Genomic DNA, 23,114 nt, shown 5'->3' with positions numbered 1-23,114 from the left:
TTAAAGTGGCACGCGGCGTGCCGTATTGAGAACAGGCGCGGTGATCGGCCGCGACGGGACCAAAAATGCTTGTTCGAATAAGGCCAGAAGACGTCGAGATCGGCATGTTCATCCACGCCTTTGAAGGGTCGTGGTTCGATCACCCGTTCTGGCGCCGCTATTTCTCGGTCGAAACGCAGGATCAGCTGCAGCGTATTCGCCATTCGGGCATCGATGGCATCGTGATCGACGCCGAGCGCGGTCTCGGTCCGACCGAGGATTTGCCCGAGGCCGAAGCCGAGGAAAAACCGCCCGCCAAAAATGTGCGCGCGAAACAGCCGCCCACATCGGAGCGCCCGTGGGGCGATGCGATGTCGTTCCGCCCCGCGCCGACCTTCGCTCCCCCGCAGACCCCCGCGCGCGACGCGCCGCGCCGCCGTCGCGGTTATGCGGGCGAATGCCGCCGCGCCAGGCGCGCGATCGACCGGACGCGCGAGGCTGTGGTCGACATGTTCGACGCCGCGCGGCTTGGCCGGGCGGTCGAGGTACGGCGCATGGTCAAGCTTGCCGCGTCGATCGGCGCGTCGATCGAGCGCGATTCCAAGGCGTTGATCAATCTCGTCCGGTTGAAGGAAAAGGACGAATATACCTATCTCCATTCGGTCGCGGTCTGCGCGTTGATGATCAATTTCGCACGCCACCTGAGCCTCGATTCGCAAGAGATCGAGGATCTGGGCGTGGCGGGGTTGCTCCACGACGTCGGCAAGGTCGCGGTTTCGGACGAGATATTGAACAAGCCCGGCGCGCTGTCGAAAGGCGAAATGCGGTCGGTGCGAACACATCCGGTTGCCGGTCATCGCCTGCTCGCAAGCTCGCCTGGCGCGCCCGATCTGGTACTCGAGCTGTGTCTGCGGCATCATGAAAAGATCGACGGGTCGGGGTATCCAGGCGGCCTGAAAGGTGACGAACTGTCGCTCGCGGCGCGCATGGGCGCGATTTGCGATGTCTATGACGCCGTGACGTCGAACCGCCCGTACAAGACCGCGTGGACGCCGTGTGAGGCGTTAACCGCGATGCAAAAATGGGCGGGGCATTTCGACCCGGCTCTGCTCGACCGCTTTGCCGACAGCCTGGGCATCTTTCCGGTCGGGACATTGGTGCGGCTGTCGACCGGCGAGCTGGGCGTTGTAATCGGAAGCGGCGGCGAGGCGGCCGAGGATGTGGTCGTCCGCGCCTTTTTCGACTGCGAAACGCTGAGCGAGATCGAGCCGATCGACCGGGCGGTTGCGCCGTCGGCCGAGCATCCGCGGATTATCGGGCGCGACAGTCCCGGCTTTTGGCGTTTCCATGACTGGGACGTGCTGCGGCACCGGATTCTGGCGGGTGGTGCCGAGGCCGTTGCCGACCGCGACCCCGATCAGCCGATCGGTCCGCGGGGCGCCCAGAGCTGACCGGCGTCCGTCCGCCGGCCGCCAGATTGAGCCGGAAACCCTTCGCCTGCGAACCGGGCGAAGGGTTCGCCATCAAGCCTTTTGCGCCGCGGTCCAGCGTTCCATAACCGACGCGAGCACCGAGATCGGCATCGCACCCGCCGACAAAGCGGTGTCGTGGAAACCGCGCAGGTCGAACTTGTCGCCAAGCGTCGCCTTCGCCTTTTCGCGGATGCGGACCCAGCTCGTCTGCCCGACCATGTAGCTCGTCGCCTGGCCCGGCCAGACGCAATAGCGCTCGATCTCGGTCACATTCGACGGCTCGGGGGTTCCGAGCGTCTCGTTATAATAGGCAATCGCCTTCTCGCGGGTCCAGCGGAAGTGGTGGAGCCCGGTGTCGGCGACGAGGCGTGCGGCGCGGAACATATAGCTTTGCAGATAGCCGAGCCGGCCCCATGGGTCGCTTTCATACACGCCCATCTCGTCAGCGAGCTGTTCGGCGTAGAGGCCCCAGCCTTCGGTATAAACCGAGTAAGCGGGCAGGCGGCGGAGGCGCGGAATACCGGTCGCCTCCTGTGCGAGCGCGATCTGGTGGTGATGGCCCGGCGATGCTTCGTGATAGGTCAGCGTTGGCAGCGTCCAGCTGGGATTTTCGGCGGTATCGCGCAGGTTGATATAATAAGCGCCCGGGCGCGAGCCGTCGAGCGCCGGGATCTGGTAATAGCCGCCGGTCGCGCCATCCTCGATGTCCGCAGGGACGCGGCGGATCTCGACCTTTGCCTTGGGAAGGCGGCCGAAGGTTTCGGGCAGCCGTGCCTGGATCGCCTGCATCTGGGCGTTGAGTTCGGCGATCAGCTTTTCCTTGCCCGCGTCGGTGTTCGGATAAAGGAAACGCGGGTCCTTGCCGAGCGCGCGCAGGCGTTCGGCGACACTTCCCTTGGTCATGCCCTGCGCCTTGAAGATCGCATCGGCGCGGGCGCTGAGTTCGGCGACGCGGTCGAGCCCGAGCTTGTGGACTTCCTCTGCCGTCATCCCCGTCGTCGTCGCGAAGCGCAGCGCATAGGCATAATATTCATCGCCCTTGGGCAGGCGCCAGACGCCGGCGTCGTGCGTCGCCTTGGGCCGCACGGCACGCAACGCGTCGGCCTGACGGCGCATCGCGGGATAGATGCGATCCTTGACGATCGCGGCGCAGCGCGCGGACCAGTCGCCCGGGATATCCTTCGTCCTGGCGGCGAGGTTGGTGGTGAGGCCGTTGGCGTCGGGCGCGGGAGCCCAGATGCGGTCGAACTGGCCAAGTGTGCGGTCGATGACGAAGTCGGGTGGGATGATGCCGGCGGCATGGTCGGCCTTGACCCGTCCGGTCTCGTTGTCGAGCTGGGCCGCGAAATCGTTGCAGCGCGCGAGATACGCCTCGGCATCGGCGGCGTTCGCGATGCTGTGCTGGTTGATCAGGAAGTCGGGGATCGAGCGGTAGGCGCCGCTGAGCTGGGTCACCGGATGCGGTTCGGGCCAGCTGTGGAGGCCGTAGGTGAATGTGTCATAGGCTTTGACATAATCCTCCCACGGGCCGCGGAAGGTTTCATAATTGACGAGATCCATGCCCGACAGCTTCGACACGTCGATCTTTTTGAGCTCGGCAAGGCCGGTACGATAAAGATCATGGCCGCGCTTGATGCCCGCGGGCGAGCGGTCGGCGAGTTTGGATTTGGCGGCAACATTGTCGCCCTTGTCGAGGCCGAGCGCGGTCGCGAACTCCGGGTCCTGATCGACGAGCATGTCGTAGATGCGCTCATAGATCGCGGTGAGCTTTGCGCCTTCGCCGGCGGGCGCGTCGGCGAGCATCGCGCGCGCGGGCGAGCGGACTCCGGCAATGGCAGAGGTCGCGGCGAGCGTGGCGAGCAGGGTACGGCGGTCGAGCATGGGGAGGTCTCCATCAGTGTGTATTGCTCGACTATAACGGCGAGTTCAGCGCTGTCTTGTATCCATTTGATGTCGTCGCCACCAACCGGGGGGCGCCCCGGTCAGGCTCGCGACCGCATGCGTCATATGCGCCTGATCGGTGAAGTGGAGACGGTGCGCGATCTCGGCGAAAGGCTCGTCGCCCATGCGCGCCGCGGCAAAGGCCGCACGGGCGCGGACGCCCGCGCGATAGGATTTCGGCGTGCAACCATAAGCCGATCGAAAGCCGCGGCTGAGCGTTTCGGCGCGGACGCCCTTTTCCTCGGCCCAGCGCGAAAGCGCGAAGGGATCGAGACGGCGCAGGTCGTCGGCGAGCAGGTCGGGCCAGTCGAGCGCCGCCGGTGCGGCGGCGACGAACAGCTCGGCGAAATGCGCCGACGCGGCGCGGCCGTCGCGTTCGGCAAGGCGAACGAGGCGGTCGGGATCGGAGACCTGGCCGCGGAGATCCGTCGTCGCGGCGAGGCCGTCCGGCAGCGACAGGACGAGAACGCGTGCGCCCTTCGCCTCGAAACGGTCGAGGTGCGATTCATAAGCGTGGTGGATGAGGGCGTCGCCGGGGCGGACGTTCCAGCGGCCTTCGTCGCCGGCTTCCTGATAGCCGCCTTCGAGCACGACCGCGACAAACGCATGCTCGTGGCGATGCCGGTCGCGCAACTCGCCGGGGCCATGGTCGAGCAGCCCGAGCGGGGCATCGGCGAAGCAGGGCAGCGATGCCATGGCGCCTATTCGCGCGCCCTGGCGGCCGCGCGGACCTCTTGCGACCGTTCGAGCGGGATGATCAAGATATCGTCGCCGTCGACGATGACGGCAATATTGTCCATGCCGAGGATCGAGATCCGCTTGTCGCCCGCGCGCACCAGATTTCCGTGGCTGTCGTGGAGGAAGGCGTCGCCGGTGACGGCATTGTCGGCATCGTCCTTTTCGGCGAGCGCGTGGATGGTGTGCCAGCTGCCGAGGTCGGACCAGCCCATTGCCACGGGAACGACGGCGACGCGGTCGTCCTTTTCCATCACGGCATAGTCGATCGAAACCGAGGGCGCCTTTGCGAACGCGATGGCGTCGGCGTAAAGCGCGTCGCCGTCGTACATGCCCGCTGCGACTGCGCGGTCGGCGGCCTCGAAGATTTCGCGGCAATGGGTGAGCATCGCGTCGCGCATTCGCGCCGCGCGAAACAGGAAAATCCCGGCGTTCCAGCTATAGCCGCCGTCCGCGAGCATCGCCTCGGCATCGGCGAGCGGTGGCTTTTCGACGAACCGGTCGACGACGAAGCCGTCTTCGCCGAGCGCGGTGCCCGCGGCGATATAACCGAACCCGGTTTCGGGGCCGTCGGGGGCGATGCCGAAGGTAACGAGCCAGTCCTGCTGCGCGAGGCGGACGCCCCTGGCGATCGCGGCATGAAACGCGGGAACATCGGCGATGACATGATCGCTCGGCATCACGAGCAGCAGCGTGTCGGCGTCGGCCCGCGCCACGGCCAGCGCGATCGCGGCGGCGGTGTTGCGCGGCATCGGTTCGACGAGAAGCGTTTCCTCGCGGTCGCGCATCTGTTCGCGAACCATCGCGACATGCCCGTCGCCGCACAATATGATCGGCGGCAGGAAATCGGGGCCCGCGGGGACGCGCTCGACCGTCTGGCGGAACAGGCTGCGTTCGCCGTGCAGCAACAGGAATTGCTTGGCACGGGTCCCGCGCGATTCGGGCCAGAGGCGGGTGCCGGCGCCGCCGCACAGGATAACAGGCTGGATCATCAGCGTCATAGAAGCGGGGTCTATCGCGTTGGATGCTGCCGGTCATCATTTGATTTGGGCCGGGACGAGTGTAAAATTAACCGACAGTTGACGCCTCGGCTGTAGTATCGCCGCGTCGAAAGGGTCAGCGATTTTCCATGTTCCGGCTGTTTAAACATTATGTTCCGCACGCGGTCGTCTGGCTGGCGTTGATCGAATTTTTCGCGCTGCTCGGTTCGGCCGAGGGGGCGTGGCATCTTTACGCGCATCAGGCGGGGTTCGACGCCGGACCGCTCGCGGGCCGCTGGCTGCCGCTCATGACCTTCGGGCTTTCCAATTCGCTCGCGATGATGGCGACCGGAATGTACGGGAACGAGGGGCTGCGTTCGATGCGCTTTGCGACCGCGCGCCTGCTCGCCGCGATTTCGCTTGGCGTCATCTTCCTGTCGGTGCTCGGTTTTCTGTTGCCGACCGCGACACTGTGGCGCGCCAACAGCCTGTATGCGATGGTCCTTGCCATCGCGGTCCTGTTCGTGATCCGGCTCGCGCTGACCCAGTCGGGGGGCGCCGAGGCCTTTCGGCGCCGTATCCTAGTGCTGGGCGCCGGGCCGCGCGCCGCGCGATTGGCGGCCCTGGCCGACGCGCCCGGAAGCGGGCTAGAGATGGTCGGCTTCGTTGCGATGAGTGCGGCCGAAAAGACCGTGGCAGGCGCCATACCGCGCGAACAGCTCGACAATCTGTCGGACCATGTCGTGACGCTGCGGGCGGGCGAAGTGGTGCTCGCGCTGGAGGAACGGCGCAATGCGCTGCCGCTGAACGACCTGCTGCGGGTCAAGACGACGGGGGTCCATGTCAACGACATCGCGAGCTTCATCGAACGCGAGACGGGGCGCGTCGACCTGGCGACGACCAACCCCAGCGGGCTGATCTTTTCCGACGGCTTTTCGGCAGGGCAGCGGATTTCAAAGGTCAGCAAGCGGCTGTTCGATATTGTCGCGAGCCTGCTTGTGCTGGTGGTCGGCCTGCCGCTGATCATCATCGCGGGCATCGCCGTGATGTTCGATAGCCGCGGGCCGGTTTTCTATCGCCAGCCGCGCGTCGGCCTGTTCGGCGAACCTTATGACATCTTCAAGATTCGTTCGATGCGCACCGACGCCGAAGCCGAGGGCAAGGCGGTGTGGGCGAGTGAGAATGATCCGCGCGTCACGCGCGTCGGCCGGGTGATCCGCAAGCTGCGCATCGACGAACTGCCGCAGACCTGGTGCGTGCTGAAGGGCGACATGAGCTTTGTCGGGCCGCGTCCCGAACGGCCGAGCTTCGTCGAGGAACTCGAAAAGAAGCTGCCCTATTACGCCGAGCGCCACATGGTCAAACCCGGCCTGACCGGTTGGGCCCAGATCAATTATCCCTATGGCGCATCGGTCGAGGATGCGCGCGTGAAGCTGGAATATGACCTCTACTACGCCAAGAATTACTCGCCCTTCCTCGACCTGTTGATCCTGCTCCAGACCGTGCGTGTCGTGCTGTGGCCGGAGGGTGCGCGGTAGCCGTGGGCGCGTTTGCAGGCCTGTCGCAAATCCTGTCCGGTCTTGCACTGGCGGGCTTTGCCGGCGTCACGCTGTGGCTGCTGATGCGGCCGCGCGCACGGATGGCGGCCTTGGTGTCCGCGCCGCGCCTGCTCACCGCGACCGCCGCGGCGACCGCGCTGTGGTGCATGGCCATCTTCCTCTACTCGCCCGGATCGTCGCAGTCGCTGGTCGTCCAGACCTTGCGCGATCTGGCGATGCTCATCTGGCTTGGCGCGACCTTCTGGTCACCCCGCGCCCCGATGTCGCGGCCGCTGCGCCTGATCTTGCGTATGCTCGTGACGATCTGTGTGCTGACGCTGCTCCTCGGCGCGGCGGCGCATTTGCGTGCCGGCGCGGCGGCCGAATCGTGGATGACGCCGACGCTGGGTTTCGCCGCGGTGGTCGTGGCGGTCGGCGGGCTGCTGATCATCGACGGCGGTGTTCGCCATGCGAGCGCGGGGCAGCGGATGCCGGTGATGGCGGTCGCCGGCGGCTTTGCGATGCTGTGGGCCTATGAACTCAATGTCCAACTGATCGGGGCGCTGACCGGGCAGAAGGCGTCGACATTGATCGCCCTGCTGCCCGCCGTCGTGCTGCTGACCCTGCCGCTTTATGTCATCGCGGCGATGGATGTCGGGCGCGAGCGGATGCGCCTGTCGCGCACAGCGGCGATGCGCACGCTGATCCTGCTCGGCGGCGCGGCCTATCTGATCGTCATCGCGCTGGCCGGCGCGGTGGCGCGCGCGGTCGGCGGCGATTATGCCGAGCTGGCGCAGGCGATTTCCCTATCGGTCGCGCTCGGCGCCGGCGGATTGATGCTCGCATCATCGCGGTCGCGGGCGTGGCTGTCGGTGATGATCTCCAAGCATTTCTTCGAGCATCGCTATGACTATCGCGCCGAGTGGATGCGCTTCACCGCGACGCTGGGGCAAGGCGCCAAAGGCGACGGGGGCGAGGATGACCGCAATCTTTATCGCCGCGTCGCCAAGGCGCTCGCCGAACTGACGGGCAGCCCGGCCGCGTTGCTGATGACGCCGGGCGCCGCGGGTGGCTTTCGCATTGCCGAGCAATGGCACTGGCCCGACGGCGCGGGTGAGGAGGCGACGCTGTCGCTGCGATCCGCCTTCATGCTGCAGGAGACGCAGCATATCGTCGACCTCGACGCCGAGCGGCGCGGGCAGGCGGTCGCGGATCTGGCGATCCCCGACTGGCTGATCGCCGATACGCGCGCGTGGGTCGTCGTGCCGGTGCTGCATTTCCAGCGGATGATCGCGATCGTCGTGCTGCACCGCCCCGCGGTTTCGCGCGCGCTCGATTGGGAAGACCTCGACGTGCTGCGCATCGCGGGGCAGCAGGCGGCGAGTTATCTTGCCGAATCACAGAGCCAGCAGGCGCTGTCGGAGGCGCGGCGATTCGACGAATTCAACCGGCGCTTCGCGTTCATCATGCACGACATCAAAAATCTGGCGAGCCAGATCGGGCTGCTCGCGCGCAACGCCGAGCGCCATGCCGACAAGCCCGATTTTCGCGCCGACATGGTCGAGACGCTCAAGATTTCGGCGGGACGGCTCAGCGACCTGCTCGTTCGTCTGTCGCCGCGCGAGCGTGGCCCCGCGGCGGAGGCCGGGCGTACGCTGGTCGAACCCGTGCTGAACGATGTCGCGGCCGAGGTGCGGCCCCGCCGCGCGCTGTTCATCGGCTGTCAGGCCGGATTGTCGGCATGGGGCGATGCGGGGGCGATCCGGCAGATCGTCGGGCATCTTGTCGCCAATGCGATCGATGCGTCCGATCCCGGGACGTCGGTGCAAGTCGTTGCGGTCGCCGAACAGGGGCGCGTGCGGATCGACGTGATCGACCAGGGCAGCGGCATGACGCGCGACTTCATCCGCGACGAGTTGTTCAAGCCCTTTGTGTCGACGAAGGAATCGGGCTTCGGGCTGGGCGCGTTCGAAGCGTTGCAGATTGCGCAGGCGATGGGTGGCGCGATCGAGGTGGTGAGCGAGCCCGGTCACGGGAGCAGCTTCACCCTGTGGTTGCCGCTGGCCGATACGCGCGGCGACGCGGGCGTCGATGCGAGCGTGATGAAAGTGGGATCGAAATGAGCGAAAGCGGGGCCTATCTGCGCAAGCTGCTGGTGGTCGAGGACGACGCCGGGCTGCAGACGCAGCTCAAATGGGCGTATGAGGATTATCAGCTATTCGTCGCGGGCGACCATGACGCGGCGATCGAGTTGTTGCGCGCCGAGGAACCCGATGTGGTGACGCTCGACCTTGGCCTGCCGCCCGACCCCGACGGCACGCGCGAAGGGTTCCGGACGCTGAAGACGATCCTTGAGGTCAAGCCCGACACCAAGGTGATTGTCGTGTCGGGGCATGGCGAACGCGCGAGCGCGCTGACCGCGATCGCGAGCGGCGCGTGGGATTTTTATCAGAAGCCGATCGACATCGACGAACTGGGGCTGATCGTTGCCCGCGCCTTTCACGTCCGTGAGCTCGAGGTCGAAAATGCGCGCCTTGCCGGGCAGGGCAGCAGCGACAATCGCGTCCTCGGCGGGATGATCACCGGCGCGCCCGAGATGCTGAAGGTCGCGCGGACGATCGAACGCGTCGCGAACCTCGACGTCAGTGTGATGCTGCTTGGCGCGAGCGGGACCGGCAAGGAGTTGCTCGCACGCGGGCTGCACGAGGCGAGCGGGCGGCGCGACGGCGCCTTCGTCGCGATCAACTGCGCCGCGATCCCCGAGAATCTGCTCGAAAGCGAGCTGTTCGGGCACGAAAAGGGCGCGTTCACCGGCGCGGTGAAGACGACCGAAGGCAAGATCGAGCTGGCGCATGGTGGCACCTTGTTCCTCGACGAGGTCGGCGACATTCCGCTGCTGCTGCAGGTCAAGCTGCTCCGCTTTTTGCAGGAGCGCACGATCGAGCGCATCGGCGGGCGCAAGGCGATCGCGGTCGATACGCGGATCGTGTGCGCGACCCATCGCGACCTCGACGCAATGATCGCGCAGCAGAGCTTTCGCGACGATCTGTATTACCGTCTCGCCGAGATGGTCGTGAAAATCCCCTCGCTCGCCGAACGGCCGGGCGATGCGGTGCTGCTCGCGCGGCATTTTCTCCATCAATATGCGCCCGAGATGAACCCCGGCGTGCGCGGTTTCGCACCCGATGCGCTGCACGCGATCGACGAGGGGCGCTGGCCCGGCAATGTCCGCGAGCTTGAAAACCGCATCAAGCGCGCCGTTATCATGGCCGACGGCAAGCTGGTGATGCGCGAGGATCTGGATATGGCGGGCGGCGAAGGCGCCAATGGGGCCGGGAGCGAGAAGGCGTGGCTGAACCTGCGCAGCGCGCGCGAGGCCGCCGACCGCGTCGCGATCCGCCGCGCGATGATGCAGAGCGAGGGCAATATTTCGCTCGCCGCGAAGCTGCTCGGGATCAGCCGACCGACGCTGTACGATCTGCTCAAGCAATATCGGATGCAGGCCTGAATGGATTTTCGCCGCGTCTGGACCGGCGCGCTGCTGCTGGCGACGCTGCTGCTGGGGGCATGTGACGGCGCGCCCGGCGCACCGCGCAAGGCGTATGAGGCGCGCCGCGCCGCGTTGCAGGAAGCGATCGCCAGCGATCCCAAAGACATCGCCCGGCGCGTCGAACTGGCGCGCGTCGCCATCCGGCTGGGCGACGGCGTCGGTGCCGAGGCTGCGGTAAAAGGGGCCCTGGCGGCCGGCGCCAACGACGCGGCGCTGCGGCCGTTGCTCGCCCGCGCCTATGCCATGCAGGGCGAAGGCGGCCGCGCGCTCGCAACGCTCGACGACGGGCCGGTCATTCCCGAGATGATCGGCGAGGCGGCATGGGTCGCGGGCGACGTCCACCTGAGCAATGGTGATATGGGCGCGGCGCGCGAAGCCTATGATCGCGCGGTGCACGAGCTGCCGCGCAGTTCCGGATTGTGGGTCGATGTCGCACGGTTCCGCGATGCCAATGCCGATGTGCTCGGCGCCCGCGACGCGGTCGATTATGCGATCGAGCTGGACAAGGCGAACAGTGCCGCGCTGGCGTTCAAGGCGAATCTGGTGCGGACCGCGGACGGGCTGAGCGCCTCGCTCGCCTGGTACGACGATGCGCTCGCGGCCGATCCCGACAACGCCGACGCGCTGATCGAACAGGCGGCGACGCTGGGCGATCTGGGGCGCTATCGCGACATGCTGACCGCGCTGCGCCACGCCGCGACGATCGTTCCGCGCGATCCGCGCCTCTATTATCTGCAAGCCGTGCTCGCGGCGCGCGCCGACAATTACCGGCTCGCGCGCAGCCTGCTTCAGCGCACGCGCGGCGAACTCGACGCACAGCCGTCGTTCATGCTGCTGAGCGCGATCGTCGAACTCAAGCTGGGCGGCGAAGCGGTCGCGGCGACCTGGACTGACCGGTTGCTGGCCGAGCAGCCGGAGAATTTTACCGCGCGCCGCATCCTCGCCGCGGCCGACTGGGCCGATGGCGACGCCGACGGCGCGCTCGAGGCGCTGTTGCCGCTGGTCCAGCGTCCCGACGCCGACAGCTGGTCGCTGCTGCTTGCCGCGCGCGCGGCGGCGGAGCTGGGTCGCCGGATCGAATCGGCCGATTATCTGGGGCGCGCGGCAACGCTGGCGCGGGGCGAAGCGGTGCCTTTTGCCGCCGACGATGATTATGGGCTTCTGACGATGGCGGCCGATTCCGACCCGCTCGATCCCGCCAAGGCGATCCCCGCGATTTCCGCGGATCTATCGGCCGGCAACAGCGCGCGCGCGATTGCCCGCGCGATACGGCTGCGCGACGCCAACCGCGGCGTTGCCGATGCGCATATCCTGCTCGGCGATGCGGCGCTTGCCGGCGGCCGCTATGATCTGGCGGTTCAGGCCTACCGCGCCGCGCGTGATCTCGACGCGAGCGAGCGCACGACGTTGCGGCTCGCCAATGCGCTGTTCCGCGCGGGCGATGCCGCCGGATCGGGCGCGGCAATCCTTGCGCTGCGCGACAGCCAGCCGTCGAGCATCGCCGCCGACCGGCTGGCGGGACACCTTGCGATGGATCTCGAGCATTGGGATCAGGCGATCGCGCAGTTCGAACATGTGCGCAGCCGGATCGGCAACCGCGACGTCGTCATCCTGCGCGAACTGGCGCGCGCGTGGGCGGCAAAGGGGGAGGACGAACGCGCGCTGCCGCTGATCGACAGGGCGTATCGATTACAGCCGCTGAATGCCGGGATCATGGCGTTTTACGCCGACCTGCTCGAACGCCGCGGCAATAAGCAGGCGGCAATCGACTTGCGCGACAAGGCGAGCCAGATCGGGCGTTAAGGCTCAGGCTTCTGCCAGATCCAGCAAAGTTCGCGCGTCGAGGCCAATGCGGCGCATCTGTTGCGCGACCGGCGGCCAGACATTGGCGAGAAAATCGGCGCGCATCAGGTCGCGGAGGCGTTCGGTCGCGCCCTCGGCGACGAACATACCGACGCCGCGTTTGACCGTAACCAGCCCCTCGTCCTGAAAGGTCTGATAGGCCTTCGCCACCGTCAGCGGGTTCGCGCCCTCTTCGGCGGCGAGCGATCGGACCGACGGCAACATGTCGCCATCGCGAAACTGGCCGTCGAGGATGGCGTTGGCGATGACATCGCGCAGACGCTGATACACGGGTTTGGACTGATCGAGCATGCCGCCTTAATGCCATAAGACAGCAGCACAGTCAAATTCCGATTGTTACAAATGTTTCGCGTGTCGCGTAACTAAATTTCCCAGTTTCGAACGACATCATCATATTCGGGTCGGGGGCGTTCATCGAGTTCGCGCGCTGCGGTGCCGAGGAAGAAATAGCCGACGATCCGGTCGCCCTCGCCGGCACCAAAAGCGGCGGCGACCTGTGGGCTGAACGCCGCCCAGCCGGTCAGCCAGCTGCCAACGAAGCCGTGCGCGTGGGCAGCGTGCAGCAGGTTCATGCCCACCGCGCCTGCGGACATCTGTTGTTCCCAGACGGGGATCTTGCTGCCCGGAACGGGAGTCGAGACGAGTATGAGCAGGGTCGGCGCCTGATGCGCGAACTGGTCGAGCGCGGACAGGTCCATACCGGCCGCGCCGGGATTGTCGGCGATCCATGCCTGTTTCAGCAGCGCCGCAAACGCCTCGCGCTGGTCGTCGGCGATCGTGACGATGCGCCAGGGGGCGAGTTTGCCATGATCGGGCGTGCGGAGCGCGAGCGCGATAATCTCGCGCAGCGTCGGGGCATCGGGGCCGGGGGCGATCATATCGCGGGCCTTGCCCGAACGGCGGGTGGCGAGATGGGCGAGGAGCGAGGAGGTGTCGTTGAACATGGGCCGTCATGTGGCCTTTTGCGCGCCTTTGCGCAAGTGTTGCGAGCCATTCGCAATAAATTTCGGCCCGATTGCGGTGGTTTCAAGCGCAATTAGATTCTTCCCATACGCAATTTTGACGCTAGTGTTACGGCCATCTGCCCCGTTTCGAGGGCCAACAACCATATTCAGGGAAGGGTCGCCATGACCAAAGCCTATGCCCAGCACGGGGATGCCGCCGGGACGTTTCTCGGCCACCCGAAGGGCCTTTTTGTCCTGTTTTTCGCCGAAATGTGGGAGCGTTTTTCCTATTATGGGATGCGCGCACTCCTGATTTTCTACCTCACCAAGCACTGGCTGTTCTCCGACGGGGAATCGGGCGTCATCTACGGTGCCTATACCGCGCTTGTTTACATCACGCCGGTGCTCGGCGGCTATCTGGCCGACCGATGGCTGGGGCAGCGAAAAGCGGTTACTTACGGCGCCATCTTGCTGACGTTCGGCCATTTCATCATGGGGTTCGAGGGCGACGGCGGACAGGATCCGGCCAGCCTCAGCATCTTCTGGCTGGCGCTCGCCTTCATCATCGTCGGCTCGGGTTTCCTGAAGGCCAATATCTCGGTGATCGTCGGCCAGCTCTATCCGCGCACCGACGTGCGCCGCGATGGCGCTTACACCATCTTTTATATGGGGATTAACCTCGGCGCGTTCCTCGGCTCGCTGCTCTGCGGCTATCTGGGCGAAACCTATGGCTGGTCCTATGGCTTTGGTGCCGCTGGCTTCGGCATGCTGCTCGGCCTGATCGTCTTCATCTGGGGCAAGCCGTTGCTGCTCGGCCGCGGCGAACCCGAAAATCCGGAGAAGCTGGCGCAGCCCGTCATGGGCATCAAGTTCGAATGGCTGCTCTACATCGTCGGCCTGCTTGCCGTCGGCGTTTGCTGGTGGATGGTGCAGAATCAGGCGCTGGTCGGGACCTTCCTCGGCGTCGCGGGCGCCGCCCTCGTCGCCTATGTCGTTTTCACCGCCGTCGTGAAACTGCCGCCGCAGGACCGCGACCGCATCTTTGCCGCCTTGTTCCTGATCCTCGGTTCGATCCTTTTCTGGGCCTTGTTCGAACAGGCCGGTTCGTCGCTGAATCTGTTCGCCGATCGCTATGTTGATCGCGCGGGGGTTCCTGCATCGGTCTTCCAGTCGCTCAACGCCGGTTATATCGTCCTGTTCGCGCCGCTGTTCGCGGCGCTGTGGACCTGGCTCGGCCGCCGCGGGTGGGAGCCTTCGGCGCCCGCCAAATTCGGTCTCGCGATGCTCCAGCTCGGTCTTGGCTTTTTCGTCCTCAAATGGGGCGCCGAGGCCGCTGGCATGGAAAATGCGACGCCCGTTCTGTTCATCTTCCTGATCTACCTGCTTCACACGACCGGCGAGCTTTGCCTGTCGCCCGTCGGTCTCAGCGCGATGAACCGTCTGGCTCCGGCGCATATGGCCTCGCTGATCATGGGCACCTGGTTCTTCGCATCGGCAACCGGCAATTTCGCCGCGGGCCTGATCGCGGCGGCGACGGGGTCTGAAAAGGCGAGCGGTGAGGGGGCGGGCAAGGCGCTCGTGCTCGACGTCTATCAGACGATCGGCCTGTGGGCGGTCGGGTTCGGCATCCTCGTGATTATCGTGTCTCCGCTGATCAAGAAGCTGATGCACCTCGACACGCTTAGCGATGCCGACGGTCTTGCCGGCCAGAACGAACTCGCCGAACCGCAAGCGGCTGGCATCCATCCCGAATCCAAGGGGGCGTAAACTATGATCCGGGGTGTGAAGGGCAGCCTGCTGGCTGCGGTGTCGCTGGCGCTCGTCGGCTGTGCGGCGAGCAAGGGGGAAACGGCTTCGGCGGGCGATAAACCCGCCCCCGCCGAAAAGCCAGCCAAGTTCAACAAGGATCCCTATCCGTCGACGTACAAGGGATATCCGACCCGCCTGACGGTGGTGAAGGGTGTCACGATCTTCGACGGCGAGGGCGGACGGATCGACAATGGGTCGATCGTGATGACGAGCGGCAAGGTCGATCGGATCGGCGGACCCGACATGGACTTGCCGACCGATGCTGACGTGATCGACGGCACCGGCAAGTATCTGACCCCCGGCGTCATCGACATCCATAGCCACCTTGGCGATTATCCCTCGCCCAGCGTCGATGCCCATTCGGACGGCAATGAAGCGACGTCGCCGACGACCCCCGAAGTCTGGTCCGAACATAGCGTCTGGCCGCAGGACCCGGGGTTCAGCCGCGCGCTCGCCAATGGCGGGGTGACCAGTCTGCAGATCCTGCCGGGCAGCGCTAACCTGATGGGCGGACGCTCGATCACGCTGAAAAATGTGCCCTCGCGCACGGTGCAGGGCATGAAATTCCCCGGCGCGCCCTATGGCCTTAAGATGGCGTGCGGCGAGAATCCGAAGCGCGTTTATGGCGGCAAGGGTCGCGCGCCTTCGACCCGCATGGGCAATTTCGCGGTGAACCGCGCGACCTGGCAGAAGGCGGCGGCGTACAAGAAGAAGATGGACGACGGGAAAGCCGTCGACCGCGATCTGGCGATGGAAACGCTCGCGGGCGTGCTGTCGGGCGAAATCCTCGTCCACAATCATTGCTACCGCGCCGACGAAATGGCGCTCGTCATCGATATGTCGAAGGAATTCGGCTATAAGGTGTCGACCTTCCACCATGCGGTCGAAAGCTACAAGATCGCCGATATCCTTGCCAAAGAAGGCATCTGCTCGGCGATGTGGGCCGACTGGTGGGGCTTCAAGATGGAAGCCTATGACTCGGTCAACGAGAATATCCCGCTCGTCTACAAGGCCGGTGCGTGCACGATCGTCCATTCGGACGACGCGAACCAGATTCAGCGCCTGAATCAGGAAGCTGCGAAAGCGCGCGCCGCGGGCCGCCGTATCGGCATCGACGTCAGCGACGAACAGGCGTGGACCTGGCTGTCGTATAATCCCGCCAAGGCGCTGGGCATCGGTGATCGCACCGGCAGTCTGAAGCCCGGCAAGATGGCCGACGTCGTGCTGTGGAACGGCAATCCGTTCAGCGCATACACGCGGCCCGAAAAGGTCTGGATCGACGGGGCTTTGATGTTCGACGCACAGGATCCGAAGCGGCGTCCGGTGAGCGATTTCGAGCTGGGCCAGCCGGGCGAAGGAGACGTGAAATGATGCGCGCCCTTCTTCTTTCCGCTGCGGCGCTGATCGCTGTTCCGGCCGCAGCGCAGGATATTGCTATCGTCAATGCCAGGCTCGTCATCGGCGATGGCAGTGCGCCGATCGAGGGCGGCACCGTCGTCGTGCGCGGCGGCAAGGTCGTGGCGGCAGGCGCCGGCGTTGCCGTGCCCGCAGGCGTCGAGCGCGTCGATGCGCAGGGCCGATATGTGACGCCGGGCATCGTCGCGGCGTTCAGTCGCGTCGGCCTGACCGAAGTCGATGCGGTGACCGGTACCAACGATCGCAATGCGCCGCGTACCCGCTTCTCGGCCGGGCTCGACATTGCTCCGGCGCTGAACCCGATGGGCTCGCCCGTCGCGGTCAATCGCGCCTCGGGCGTCACCCGTGCGATCGTCGCGCCGGGGGGCAGCAGCAATCTGTTCGCCGGGCAGGGCGCGGTGGTGGATCTGGCCGACGATATGGACATGGTGACCAGACCGCGCGCGCTGCAATATGTGGCGTTCGGCGAGGATGGCTCGGCGAAGGCGGGGGGCAGCCGCGCGGCGCTGTTCCTGCTGTTCCGCGAACAATTGCTGGCGGCACGCAGCTATGCGCGCAACCCCGCGACGCTCGCCGAATGGGGCAATGACGCGATGATCCAGCGCGCCGATGCCGATGCGCTGGTGCGCGTGATCGACGGCACGACGCCGTTGTTCGTGCGCGTCGATCGCGCGGTCGACATCGTCAATGTACTGAAGCTGAAGGGCGAATTTCCCGCGCTGAAGCTGGTGTTGGTCGGGGTCACCGAAGGCTGGCTCGTCGCGCGCGATATCGCGGCGGCGAAGGTGCCCGTACTCGTCTCGCCGCTCACCGATTTGCCGTCGAGCTTCGAACAGCTTGGCGCGACGCAGTCGAACGCGGGCCGCCTCAAGGCAGCCGGCGTCGACGTGTCGGTCGGCGTGTTCGACGACGATGACGCGCACAAGATGGGCTATGCGACGCAATATGCCGGAAACCTCGTCGGGCTGACGCGGGTGTCGGGCGCAAGCGGGCTGAGCTGGGATCAGGCCTTCGCCTCGATCAGCAGCGTTCCCGCGCGCGCAGTCGGTATGGAGGGCAGCATCGGATCGCTGCGCCCGGGCCGCGTCGGCGACGTCGTGATCTGGGACAATGACCCGCTCGAACTCGGCAGCCGCCCGACGGCAGTCTGGATCGACGGCAAGGCACAGTCGCTGACGACGCGGCAGGATCGCCTGCGCGACCGCTATGCGACCCCGCAGGAAGGGGCCTTGCCCAAGGCTTACGACAGGTAAAGCCGCACCTGATCCAAGGCGGCGAAGGGGAGAGGGAGAGGCTTCCATGCAACCGATGTCGCTTTTGATCACGACCTGCGCGCTGTTCGTCGGCTCGCACCTCGCGTTATCGCATCCTCTCCGCGACGGGCTCGCGGGGCGGATGGGTGAGCGGGGGTTCCAGATCGTCTATTCGGTCGTCGCGATCGCGACCCTGATCATGGTCGTGCAGGCGTGGCGCGGGATGCCGCCCGAAACGCCTTTGTGGGGCGTCGGCGACGGGTTGTGGATCGTTGCGTCGGCGCTCGTGCTGTTCGCCAGCATCCTGTTCATGGGATCGCTGATCGGCAATCCGGCCTTGCCCGCGCCGGGAGCGGCGAAGGCGGCGCAGACTGCGCCGCGCGGCGTGTTCGCGGTCACGCGTCACCCGATGATGTGGGGCTTTACTTTGTGGGCGGTTGCGCATGCGATGGTGATGCCGACGGGTGCGCAGATCATATTGTCGGGCACGATCATATTCCTCGCGCTCGTCGGTTCGGCGGGACAGGATGCGAAGAAGGCGCGGCTGATGGGCGACGCCTGGCGGCATTGGGCGGCGCGGACGAGCTTTTTACCGTTTGCGCGGCAGCTGGGCGGCGCGGCGCCATGGGGCGATACGATCCCGCGGTCGCATGCATTGCTCGGCGGGACCGTGCTTTGGTTTGTGGCGACCTGGGCGCATGGCGCGCTGGGCTATATGGTTGCCGGCATCTGGCGCTGGATGGGGTGACATAATGCACGACGCGACGACGACCGCCGACCTGTCGCTTCGCCTGCTCGGGCGCCCGCTTGACGAGCTCGACGATGACGAACGCCGCGTTCTCGACGCAATCGCCGAGCGGCGCCTGATCAGTCGCGACGCCGCCGATATGGACGATGCCGAGGCGAGCTTTGGCGCGCGGTTGTCAGACAAGGTTGCCAAGGTCGGCGGCTCTTGGGGATTTATCATCCTGTTCACCGTCGTGCTGGTGGGCTGGATGCTGCTCAATTCAGCGGTGCTCGAGCGCTGGGGGATGGCGTTCGATCCCTATCCGTTCATTTTCCTGAACCTGATGCTGTCGACGCTGGCGGCGGTGCAGGCGCCGATCATCATGATGAGCCAGAACCGCGCCTCGGCAAAAGACCGGATCGCGGCGGGGCTCGATTATGAAATCAACCTGCGCGCCGAGCTGGAAATCATGCGGCTGCACGAGAAGATCGACCAGATGCGGATTCATGAGCTGGCGGGGAAGGTCGATGCGCTTTGCGAGCGGATGGAAGTTAAGGGGTAGGCAAAGGACTGCGGTCGATGCCCTCCTTGGAGATGCGAGACAGTCCCGCCACGAGTCAGGGCAGCGGCGGGTAGGGCAAGCCGCCGTTCTCAAAATCGGCCGGACGAACTTGGCCCAAGTACGCATCTATGAGGCTATCATATAACTGCGTTTTGAGCCGATTTTCACCAAGTGGGGCCATCATCATCAGTCCAATTGATTCACCCTCCAGCAACGCCCGGATTTTAGTTCCAGCTGACAAAAAGACGCCGCAGCCGGAATTCTCGATGTAATAACGGCGAAGAGGCTTACCTTTCCAAACCTTGATTGGTTTCAAAAAGACTCTGTCATCTTTCTCTTCAATCACAATGCCATCAACTATCGCATTGGCCCGCGAAATTCGTTCCTTCGTTATTTTAACAATTTCCTCATTGGAAAGTATGGGCGCACCATCGGGTCGCGAACAAGCGAGTGCTGGGCCGACATTGAGAAGCGACAGGAGCGCGATAATGATTCGAAGCTGCATCGCCACATCATAGTGCGTTCTCCACCTGTCAGCTATCTGTCGATTCCTGCCCCATCGATAGTGCGACTAAAGCCGCACCATCCGCATTCCCATCTCGCCGTAGCGCGGCCCGCTCGTCCCGCCCTTCGGCGCTGCCGCGTCTATCGCCGCGAGATCGTCAGCGGTCAGCGTAACCTCCGCCGCGCCGACGCTATCTTCCATTGTCGCGCGGCGCTTGGTGCCGGGGATCGGGACGATATCGTCGCCCTGCGCGAGCAGCCAGGCGAGCGCGACCTGCGCCTTTGAGACGCCATGCTTGTCGGCAACCGCGCCGATCGCATCGACGATCGCGAGGTTGGCGGGGAGGTGTTCGTCCGAATAGCGCGGATCGTTCCGCCGCCAGTCATTTTCGGGAAGCTCGTTGCGGCTGCGCACCGCGCCCGCGAGGAAGCCGCGGCCGAGCGGCGAATAGGGGACGAAGCCGACGCCGTTTTCGCGGCACGCGCTAAGGATATCGTCCTCGACGTCGCGCTCCCAGATCGAATATTCGCTCTGCAATGCGGTGATCGGCGCGGCTTTCGCGGCGCGCCGGATCGTGTCGGCGCCGGCTTCGGAGAGCGCGATGTGGCGGACCTTGCCTTCGTTCACCAGCTCCATCATGCCGCCGACGACCTCCTCGATCGGGATCGAGGGATCGACGCGGTGCTGGTAGAACAGGTCGATCGTGTCGATGCCCAGCCGCTGGAGCGAGCCTTCGCACGCCGCCCGCGCGTTGGCGGGCGAGCCGTCGACCCCGACGATCTGGTTGCCGTCGAATTTGAAGCCGAATTTGGTCGCAATGACGAGCCCGTCGCGCTTGCCCTTGATCGCGGCGCCGAGCAGTTCCTCGTTGCTGAACGGGCCATAGATTTGCGCCGTGTCGAAAAAAGTGACGCCAAGGTCGATCGCGCGGTGGATCGTCGCGGTGGATTCGTCGAGGTCGGCGGCTTCGCCATACAGGATATTGCCGCCCTTGATCATAGGCATGCAGCCGATGCCGATCGCCGAGACGGTGAGGCCGTGGCCGAGCTTGCGATATTTCATGGTGCGACTCCTGCTGGGGGAACATCGTTCTCTATACCATCGGCGGCATATTTGGTCGCGGCGACGTCGCCGACGACATTGCCGAGCGTCCGGAAGATGTCGGGGAAGGTTTCGACGGCCACGAGCAGGCCGAGCGGGGCAACGGGCACCCCCATCGCAATCGCGATCGGCGCGATCGAGGTCACGAAGCTGATCGAGCCGGGCAGGCTGACCGAGCTTAGCGCAGCCGCCAGCGCGACCAAGAGCCCGACCGCCATCTCCCACGGCGTCAGCTCGACCCCGAACAGCCAGGCGACATAGACGACCACCGCGAGGTTCATCGCCGGGCTGGTGAAACGGAACAAGGCGACCGCAAGCGGCAGGACGACGTCGGCCTTTTTCGGGTCGACCCCGAGTTCCTCGGAGGATTTGAGCATCGCGGGCAAGCTGGCGAGCGAGCTTTGCGTGCTGATCGCGACCGCGAAGGTCGGAACCATCGCGCGGACGAAGCGCGGCAGCGGGACGCCGACGACGAAGACCGCCAGTGCCAGGCCGAGGATGATCGTGCAGACGCCGATCGCCGACAGCATCAGCACATAATGGACCAGCCCGCCGAACGCCGCGACGCCCGCCTTGATCGCGAGCGCATAGCCGAGCGCGAAGACCCCGATCGGGGCGAGCGCGAGCACCCAGCCGATGACGACGAGCATCGCATCGCCCAATGCCTTGAAAAAGCCCGACAGCGTTGCGCGTTCGGCGCTGCCGATGCGGCTGATCGCGAAGGCGAAGATGGTCGTGAAGACGATCAGCGGCAGGATCTTGGTCTCGGCCGCCGCAGCGATCGGGTTGGTCGGAATGAGGCCGAGGACGAAATCGGTGAAGGTGGGCGATGGTATGGCTTCGGTCGACCCGCCGAGCCCATGGCGCAATCCGGCCGCCGCCGCGGCGGACATCGGAAACGCTTGCAGCAAAAGCGGCAACACCAGCAAGGTCATCAGGCCCGCGACCAGATTCGCGCCAACGAAGATCGCGACCGCGCGGCCCGCCAGCTTGCCCGCGCGCGCGGCGTCGGCCGTCGCGGTGATCCCGGTGATGAGCAGAGCGACAATCAGCGGGATGATCGTCATTTTGAGGGCGTTGAGCCAGAGCAGGCCGATCCACTCGATATAGGGCAGCGATGCGGTTCCCCACGGGACCGAAATCATCTCGACGCCAATCCCGAGTAACATGCCGGCGACCAGAGAGGACAAGATGAACCAAGCGGATTTCAAGACGGATTCTCCCGGCGATTATTCTGGCCTGCTTGCCAAGCAAAAGAGGGTGACTTAGAGCACCTCCCGGAAGAAACGGGAACCGGTTTTTGGGCCGGGAAATGCTCCTTGGGGGCCATCCTGTGAGTGCCGGGGCAGGCGATTGCCCGACCATCGGCGTAAGTAGCAAGAGGTGTCATGCGCAAGTTTTTCGGAACCGACGGGATTCGCGGTCTGACCAATCAGGTTCCGATGACGGCGGAAGTCGCGATGCGCGTCGGCATGGCCGCGGGCGCGCACTTCCTGCGCGGCGATCACAAGCACCGCGTCGTGATCGGCAAGGACACGCGATTGTCGGGCTATATGCTCGAAAACGCACTGGTTGCGGGCTTCACCAGCGTCGGGATGGACGTGGTTCAGGTCGGCCCGATGCCGACCCCGGCGATCGCGATGCTGACACGGTCGATGCGTGCCGACCTGGGGGTCATGCTGTCGGCAAGCCACAATCCCTATTACGATAACGGGATCAAGCTGTTCGGTCCCGACGGATATAAATTGTCCGACGAGGATGAGGCGCAGATTGAACATCTGCTGACGCAGGATCCGAAGCTGGCCGACGCGACGCATATAGGGCGCGCGAAGCGCATCGACGACGCGCGCGGCCGCTATATTCATGCGGTGAAGCAGAGCCTGCCCGAATCGGTTCGCTTCGACGGCTTACGCATCGTACTCGATTGCGCGAATGGCGCCGCGTACAACAGCGCGCCGACGGTGTTCTGGGAACTCGGCGCCGACGTCGTCGCGATCGGGGTCACCCCGAATGGTATCAACATCAACGACAAATGCGGTTCGACCGCACCTGCGCTGTTGCAGGAAACGGTCGTCGCGAGCGGCGCCGACATCGGGATCGCGCTCGACGGCGATGCCGACCGGCTGATCGTGGTCGATGAAAAGGGCGCGATCGTCGATGGCGACCAGATCATGGGCCTGATCGGCGCGAGCTGGGCGCGGCAGGGGCGATTGAAGGGCGGCGGCGTCGTCGCGACGGTCATGTCGAACCTCGGGCTCGAACGCTTCCTCGAAGGCGAGGGGCTGCGGCTCGAGCGGACCAAGGTCGGCGACCGCTATGTGCTCGAACGGATGAAGGAGGGCGGCTTCAACGTCGGCGGCGAACAGTCGGGACATATGATCCTGTCCGACTATGCGACGACCGGCGACGGCACGCTGGCTGCGCTCCAGCTGCTCGCTGAACTGGTTACCGCTGGCAAGCCCGCGAGCGAATTGCTGCACCAGTTCGATCCGGTACCGCAGCTTTTGAAGAATGTCCGCTTTGCCGGCGGCCAGCCGCTCGACGACGTGCATGTCCAGGCCGCGATCGCCGAGGGCGAAGCCGCGCTCCAGGGACGGGGCCGCCTCGTCATTCGTCCGTCGGGCACCGAACCCCTGATCCGCGTGATGGCCGAGGGTGACGACGCCGGACAGGTGGAGCGCGTCGTCGACATGATCTGCGACGCGGTCCGCACCGCGACGGCATAACCAATCCATTTTT

19 protein-coding genes are annotated in these 23,114 nt (G+C 65.3%); 11 read left to right on the top strand and 8 right to left on the bottom strand.

Features of this window, described 5'->3' with window-relative positions; genetic code table 11:
* Positions 1-65 precede the first annotated feature (65 nt).
* Positions 66-1,430 (top strand): HD-GYP domain-containing protein, encoded by a 1,365-nt coding sequence (locus AC3A43_RS06645; protein ID WP_487791725.1) that lies wholly within the window; start codon positions 66-68, stop codon positions 1,428-1,430.
* 72 nt (positions 1,431-1,502) lie between these two features.
* Here AC3A43_RS06645 and AC3A43_RS06640 read toward each other — a convergent pair whose 3' ends face one another.
* The 3 genes from AC3A43_RS06640 to AC3A43_RS06630 are packed head-to-tail and all read right to left on the bottom strand — an operon-like array spanning position 1,503 to position 5,128.
* Positions 1,503-3,332 carry a DUF885 domain-containing protein gene (locus AC3A43_RS06640; RefSeq protein WP_487791724.1) on the bottom strand — a complete coding sequence of 610 codons (1,830 nt, stop codon included), beginning with the start codon at positions 3,330-3,332 and terminating at the stop codon, positions 1,503-1,505.
* Between the two features lie 45 nt (positions 3,333-3,377).
* Positions 3,378-4,088 carry a helix-turn-helix transcriptional regulator gene (locus tag AC3A43_RS06635; RefSeq protein ID WP_487791723.1) on the bottom strand — a complete coding sequence of 237 codons (711 nt, stop codon included), beginning with the start codon at positions 4,086-4,088 and terminating at the stop codon, positions 3,378-3,380.
* A 5-nt stretch (positions 4,089-4,093) separates the two neighbouring features.
* On the bottom strand, positions 4,094-5,128 hold the full coding sequence (locus AC3A43_RS06630; RefSeq protein WP_487791722.1) for a mannose-1-phosphate guanylyltransferase: 1,035 nt from the start codon (positions 5,126-5,128) through the stop codon (positions 4,094-4,096).
* Between the two features lie 128 nt (positions 5,129-5,256).
* On the opposite strand from AC3A43_RS06630, the gene AC3A43_RS06625 reads away from it, so the two are divergent.
* Genes AC3A43_RS06625 through AC3A43_RS06610 form a run of 4 tightly spaced genes read left to right on the top strand, consistent with a single transcriptional unit; the run spans position 5,257 to position 11,998 of the window.
* The gene (locus AC3A43_RS06625; protein ID WP_487791721.1) at positions 5,257-6,645 is read left to right on the top strand and encodes a TIGR03013 family XrtA/PEP-CTERM system glycosyltransferase; all 1,389 of its coding nucleotides are present in this window, start codon (positions 5,257-5,259) and stop codon (positions 6,643-6,645) included.
* 2 nt (positions 6,646-6,647) lie between these two features.
* A complete protein-coding gene (prsK, locus tag AC3A43_RS06620; RefSeq protein WP_487791720.1) occupies positions 6,648-8,768 on the top strand; it encodes an XrtA/PEP-CTERM system histidine kinase PrsK in 2,121 nt (706 codons plus the stop codon).
* Positions 8,765-10,153: a PEP-CTERM-box response regulator transcription factor gene (gene prsR / locus AC3A43_RS06615; RefSeq protein WP_487791719.1), complete on the top strand. Its 1,389-nt coding sequence runs from the start codon at positions 8,765-8,767 to the stop codon at positions 10,151-10,153. The genes prsK and prsR overlap by 4 nt, the downstream gene beginning before the upstream one ends.
* On the top strand, positions 10,154-11,998 hold the full coding sequence (locus AC3A43_RS06610) for a tetratricopeptide repeat protein (protein ID WP_487791718.1): 1,845 nt from the start codon (positions 10,154-10,156) through the stop codon (positions 11,996-11,998).
* A gap of 3 nt (positions 11,999-12,001) precedes the next feature.
* Here AC3A43_RS06610 and AC3A43_RS06605 read toward each other — a convergent pair whose 3' ends face one another.
* Entirely contained in the window at positions 12,002-12,349 is a 348-nt protein-coding gene (locus AC3A43_RS06605) for a GntR family transcriptional regulator (RefSeq protein ID WP_487791717.1), read from the bottom strand.
* 71 nt (positions 12,350-12,420) lie between these two features.
* On the bottom strand, positions 12,421-13,002 hold the full coding sequence (locus AC3A43_RS06600; RefSeq protein WP_487791716.1) for a nitroreductase family protein: 582 nt from the start codon (positions 13,000-13,002) through the stop codon (positions 12,421-12,423).
* Positions 13,003-13,185: 183 nt separating this feature from the next.
* Between AC3A43_RS06600 and AC3A43_RS06595 the strand changes: the two genes are divergently transcribed.
* The 5 genes from AC3A43_RS06595 to AC3A43_RS06575 are packed head-to-tail and all read left to right on the top strand — an operon-like array spanning position 13,186 to position 18,769.
* Entirely contained in the window at positions 13,186-14,769 is a 1,584-nt protein-coding gene (locus AC3A43_RS06595; protein WP_487791715.1) for a peptide MFS transporter, read from the top strand.
* A gap of 3 nt (positions 14,770-14,772) precedes the next feature.
* The gene (locus tag AC3A43_RS06590) at positions 14,773-16,182 is read left to right on the top strand and encodes an amidohydrolase (RefSeq protein WP_487791714.1); all 1,410 of its coding nucleotides are present in this window, start codon (positions 14,773-14,775) and stop codon (positions 16,180-16,182) included.
* Positions 16,179-17,480 carry an amidohydrolase family protein gene (locus AC3A43_RS06585; protein WP_487791713.1) on the top strand — a complete coding sequence of 434 codons (1,302 nt, stop codon included), beginning with the start codon at positions 16,179-16,181 and terminating at the stop codon, positions 17,478-17,480. Before AC3A43_RS06590 ends, AC3A43_RS06585 begins: the two co-directional genes overlap by 4 nt.
* 46 nt (positions 17,481-17,526) lie before the next feature.
* The gene (locus AC3A43_RS06580; protein WP_487791712.1) at positions 17,527-18,228 is read left to right on the top strand and encodes an NnrU family protein; all 702 of its coding nucleotides are present in this window, start codon (positions 17,527-17,529) and stop codon (positions 18,226-18,228) included.
* A gap of 4 nt (positions 18,229-18,232) precedes the next feature.
* Positions 18,233-18,769: a DUF1003 domain-containing protein gene (locus tag AC3A43_RS06575; protein WP_487791711.1), complete on the top strand. Its 537-nt coding sequence runs from the start codon at positions 18,233-18,235 to the stop codon at positions 18,767-18,769.
* A gap of 55 nt (positions 18,770-18,824) precedes the next feature.
* Here the strand turns inward: AC3A43_RS06575 and AC3A43_RS06570 are convergent, their stop codons facing one another.
* From AC3A43_RS06570 to AC3A43_RS06560, 3 genes are all read right to left on the bottom strand, one after another.
* Positions 18,825-19,274 carry a hypothetical protein gene (locus AC3A43_RS06570; protein ID WP_487791710.1) on the bottom strand — a complete coding sequence of 150 codons (450 nt, stop codon included), beginning with the start codon at positions 19,272-19,274 and terminating at the stop codon, positions 18,825-18,827.
* A gap of 66 nt (positions 19,275-19,340) precedes the next feature.
* Complete coding sequence (locus tag AC3A43_RS06565; RefSeq protein ID WP_487791709.1) at positions 19,341-20,336, bottom strand: aldo/keto reductase; 996 nt, start codon at positions 20,334-20,336, stop codon at positions 19,341-19,343.
* Entirely contained in the window at positions 20,333-21,586 is a 1,254-nt protein-coding gene (locus AC3A43_RS06560; RefSeq protein WP_487791708.1) for a dicarboxylate/amino acid:cation symporter, read from the bottom strand. Before AC3A43_RS06560 ends, AC3A43_RS06565 begins: the two co-directional genes overlap by 4 nt.
* A gap of 177 nt (positions 21,587-21,763) precedes the next feature.
* Between AC3A43_RS06560 and glmM the strand changes: the two genes are divergently transcribed.
* On the top strand, positions 21,764-23,101 hold the full coding sequence (glmM, locus tag AC3A43_RS06555; protein WP_487791707.1) for a phosphoglucosamine mutase: 1,338 nt from the start codon (positions 21,764-21,766) through the stop codon (positions 23,099-23,101).
* Positions 23,102-23,114: the final 13 nt, after the last annotated feature.

It is taken from the genome of Sphingopyxis sp. Soil_C_28 (assembly GCF_057657055.1).
The sequence above is the reverse complement of the archived record's forward strand: the minus strand, read 5'-3'. Positions and strand labels throughout refer to the sequence as shown.

What these genes read in the sequence shown, in the direction of transcription:
- AC3A43_RS06645 (WP_487791725.1), top strand. Translation starts at nt 66, where the DNA reads ATGCTTGTTCGAATAAGGCCAGAAGACGTCGAGATCGGCATGTTCATC.
- AC3A43_RS06640 (WP_487791724.1), bottom strand. Translation starts at nt 3,332, where the DNA reads ATGCTCGACCGCCGTACCCTGCTCGCCACGCTCGCCGCGACCTCTGCC.
- AC3A43_RS06635 (WP_487791723.1), bottom strand. Translation starts at nt 4,088, where the DNA reads ATGGCATCGCTGCCCTGCTTCGCCGATGCCCCGCTCGGGCTGCTCGAC.
- AC3A43_RS06630 (WP_487791722.1), bottom strand. Translation starts at nt 5,128, where the DNA reads ATGACGCTGATGATCCAGCCTGTTATCCTGTGCGGCGGCGCCGGCACC.
- AC3A43_RS06625 (WP_487791721.1), top strand. Translation starts at nt 5,257, where the DNA reads ATGTTCCGGCTGTTTAAACATTATGTTCCGCACGCGGTCGTCTGGCTG.
- prsR (WP_487791719.1), top strand. Translation starts at nt 8,765, where the DNA reads ATGAGCGAAAGCGGGGCCTATCTGCGCAAGCTGCTGGTGGTCGAGGAC.
- AC3A43_RS06610 (WP_487791718.1), top strand. Translation starts at nt 10,154, where the DNA reads ATGGATTTTCGCCGCGTCTGGACCGGCGCGCTGCTGCTGGCGACGCTG.
- AC3A43_RS06605 (WP_487791717.1), bottom strand. Translation starts at nt 12,349, where the DNA reads ATGCTCGATCAGTCCAAACCCGTGTATCAGCGTCTGCGCGATGTCATC.
- AC3A43_RS06600 (WP_487791716.1), bottom strand. Translation starts at nt 13,002, where the DNA reads ATGTTCAACGACACCTCCTCGCTCCTCGCCCATCTCGCCACCCGCCGT.
- AC3A43_RS06595 (WP_487791715.1), top strand. Translation starts at nt 13,186, where the DNA reads ATGACCAAAGCCTATGCCCAGCACGGGGATGCCGCCGGGACGTTTCTC.
- AC3A43_RS06590 (WP_487791714.1), top strand. Translation starts at nt 14,773, where the DNA reads ATGATCCGGGGTGTGAAGGGCAGCCTGCTGGCTGCGGTGTCGCTGGCG.
- AC3A43_RS06585 (WP_487791713.1), top strand. Translation starts at nt 16,179, where the DNA reads ATGATGCGCGCCCTTCTTCTTTCCGCTGCGGCGCTGATCGCTGTTCCG.
- AC3A43_RS06580 (WP_487791712.1), top strand. Translation starts at nt 17,527, where the DNA reads ATGCAACCGATGTCGCTTTTGATCACGACCTGCGCGCTGTTCGTCGGC.
- AC3A43_RS06575 (WP_487791711.1), top strand. Translation starts at nt 18,233, where the DNA reads ATGCACGACGCGACGACGACCGCCGACCTGTCGCTTCGCCTGCTCGGG.
- AC3A43_RS06570 (WP_487791710.1), bottom strand. Translation starts at nt 19,274, where the DNA reads ATGCAGCTTCGAATCATTATCGCGCTCCTGTCGCTTCTCAATGTCGGC.
- AC3A43_RS06565 (WP_487791709.1), bottom strand. Translation starts at nt 20,336, where the DNA reads ATGAAATATCGCAAGCTCGGCCACGGCCTCACCGTCTCGGCGATCGGC.
- glmM (WP_487791707.1), top strand. Translation starts at nt 21,764, where the DNA reads ATGCGCAAGTTTTTCGGAACCGACGGGATTCGCGGTCTGACCAATCAG.